We start from the raw sequence: 2,048 nt of genomic DNA, 5'->3' as shown, positions 1-2,048 counted from the left end.
TCAGCTAAATGCTTACAATAATAGATAAAATATATTCATCTGAAACTTTTTTCAAATTTAAAGCTATACACATAAAAACTATGCTAGAAGATCTAATCAAGTATTTTGTCTATGAGACAAAAGGACACATTACAAAAATACAGCTAGTTAAGTTCTTGTATCTTGCGGATCTTTACTCCGTCAAGTGGACAGGAAAACAACTAACTGAATTAGATTGGTATTTTTATAACCACGGCCCGTGGCACGAAGATATAGATATGGCTCTAGAGTGCATGAATAGTAAAAAGATTTGTCAAGAATCAGAAGGACAGGTAAAATTTATTAAACTTGGTGCTGAAGCAGGAAAAACAGAGGATTTAAAGTTACCTAGAAGTCTAATGTTAATGTTAGATAATATTCGGAGAGAATGGGCAGGTTCAGATAAACTTAATCAATTACTAGATTATGTTTATAACACTGCCCCAATGCTAGTGGTGAAAGATACTCATAAACCCGAAGAAAAAGTTAAACTTAACTTGCAAAAAGAAAGAGAAAAGCTAAATGAGGAATTAGGGGTTTAGAGTGGTTGAACAAAAAAACCAAAAACCTAGAAAAGGTTGGATTTATTTTATTAATCCCCAAAAAGTTTATTTGACTTGCAAATCAAACCATACTTATTTATATGATATAGAACCTCTAGATTATGTTGAATGCCAGCACTCATCTTGCACACAGAAAGTTAATCCTAGCAGGGTTTTAAGAGGTGAACATCCCTATATTGTTTTGACAAGTAATAAATTTTCAGATGAGTCTGGGTATATAGAAACTTTTAATGCTATTCCTTTAACTTCTCAAGAGACATATAAAGGTCTACCAACAACTTATCCAATTAACCCAACCACTAAAAATTGTCTAGACAAACAATCTTTTGCTCTTGTTCATCAGATATGTACTATTGATGCTAATTACTTTAAGAACAAAGAAGGAAAATGGAAAGAGCGAATTGGACAACTAGATAAACCAGATAGAGAAGCAATAGGAGAACGTTTAAAAAACCTTTTTGATTTAGAACCAGATGATTGGTTTACTAAAAATGTGTCTTCTGAACTTTTGATTGAGATCATGTACAAAATGCCAGAAAATCAAAGACACTTAGTTATCGAAAAATTGATAGATGAATTTAGTTCTTAATCAACAGTAATTACGAATTTTTCAACGGTAAATACCACATACATTCACCATATAATTTTTAACTATTATACTCAGCGTTTCTCTGTAAGTTATCGCAAGTAGTAAGTCATATCTACTAGAACATATTAATGCTATATCTCAAAAACCTACACTATCATCCAGCAGCTAGTACTACTCCTATTCTCAAAAATATAAATCTGGAACTAGCACCTCAACAAATGGGACTAATTATCGGTCGTAGCGGTTCTGGCAAAACTACATTATTAGAAATATTAGCTGGTTTAGCTGAATGTTCCAAAGGAGAAATTTGCTGGCGAGACCAAAAATTAACCTCCGAACATCTACAACAACTCGGTGGTTTAGTATTTCAATTCCCAGAAAGACATTTTTGCGGTGCTACTATTCTCGAAGAATTACGATTAGGCCATCCAGAGATACGGCCAGAACAAATATCTTCTGCTCTGGAAGAAGTAGGACTTCAAGACCTATTATTAAGTACATCACCTCATGCTTTAAGTGGAGGTCAACAACGTCGCCTCGCTTTAGCAGTACAACTAATTAGACAACCTCATCTATTAATGTTAGACGAACCAACAGCAGGATTAGATTGGTCAATGCGAAAACAACTTGTCAATTTATTGGCTAAATTGAAAAATCATTGGAGTTTATTGATTGTCACCCATGATGCTAGTGACCTTTTACCAATAGCTGATAAATGTTGGTGGGACTCCTCCCACAGACTGAGGAGGAGACCCTGTAATTGATGGTTCGTTACAACAAGGCAGTTCATCTCCTCGTCCGAGCATTTTACGCAAAAGACCACCTGATCGGTAAGTAAACATTTTGTAATTGAGTGTCTCTTTATCTTTATCTGTTTC

The 2,048-nt window shown here is 34.3% G+C and carries 3 protein-coding genes; all 3 read left to right on the top strand.

The genetic code is table 11. The annotated features are described in order from the left end of the window. The first annotated feature begins 80 nt into the window (after window positions 1–80). On the top strand, window positions 81–560 hold the full coding sequence (locus F6K13_RS30335; RefSeq protein ID WP_287289452.1) for a type II toxin-antitoxin system antitoxin SocA domain-containing protein: 480 nt from the start codon (window positions 81–83) through the stop codon (window positions 558–560). Between the two features lies 1 nt (window position 561). Then, window positions 562–1,170, top strand: a complete 609-nt coding sequence (locus tag F6K13_RS30330) for a type II toxin-antitoxin system PemK/MazF family toxin (RefSeq protein ID WP_287289450.1) — start codon at window positions 562–564, stop codon at window positions 1,168–1,170. A gap of 128 nt (window positions 1,171–1,298) precedes the next feature. After that, complete coding sequence (locus F6K13_RS30325; protein ID WP_287289448.1) at window positions 1,299–1,934, top strand: ABC transporter ATP-binding protein; 636 nt, start codon at window positions 1,299–1,301, stop codon at window positions 1,932–1,934. Window positions 1,935–2,048: the final 114 nt, after the last annotated feature.

The sequence above is a fragment of the Okeania sp. SIO2B9 genome (assembly GCF_010672505.1).
GTDB lineage: Bacteria > Cyanobacteriota > Cyanobacteriia > Cyanobacteriales > Microcoleaceae > Okeania > Okeania hirsuta.
Note: the sequence above shows the minus strand (reverse complement) of the source record. Positions and strands in the feature narration are given on the sequence as shown.

Bases quoted from the DNA above. Each gene is read 5' to 3' on its own strand.
- F6K13_RS30335 (WP_287289452.1), top strand. From the start codon at position 81: ATGCTAGAAGATCTAATCAAGTATTTTGTCTATGAGACAAAAGGACAC.
- F6K13_RS30325 (WP_287289448.1), top strand. From the start codon at position 1,299: ATGCTATATCTCAAAAACCTACACTATCATCCAGCAGCTAGTACTACT.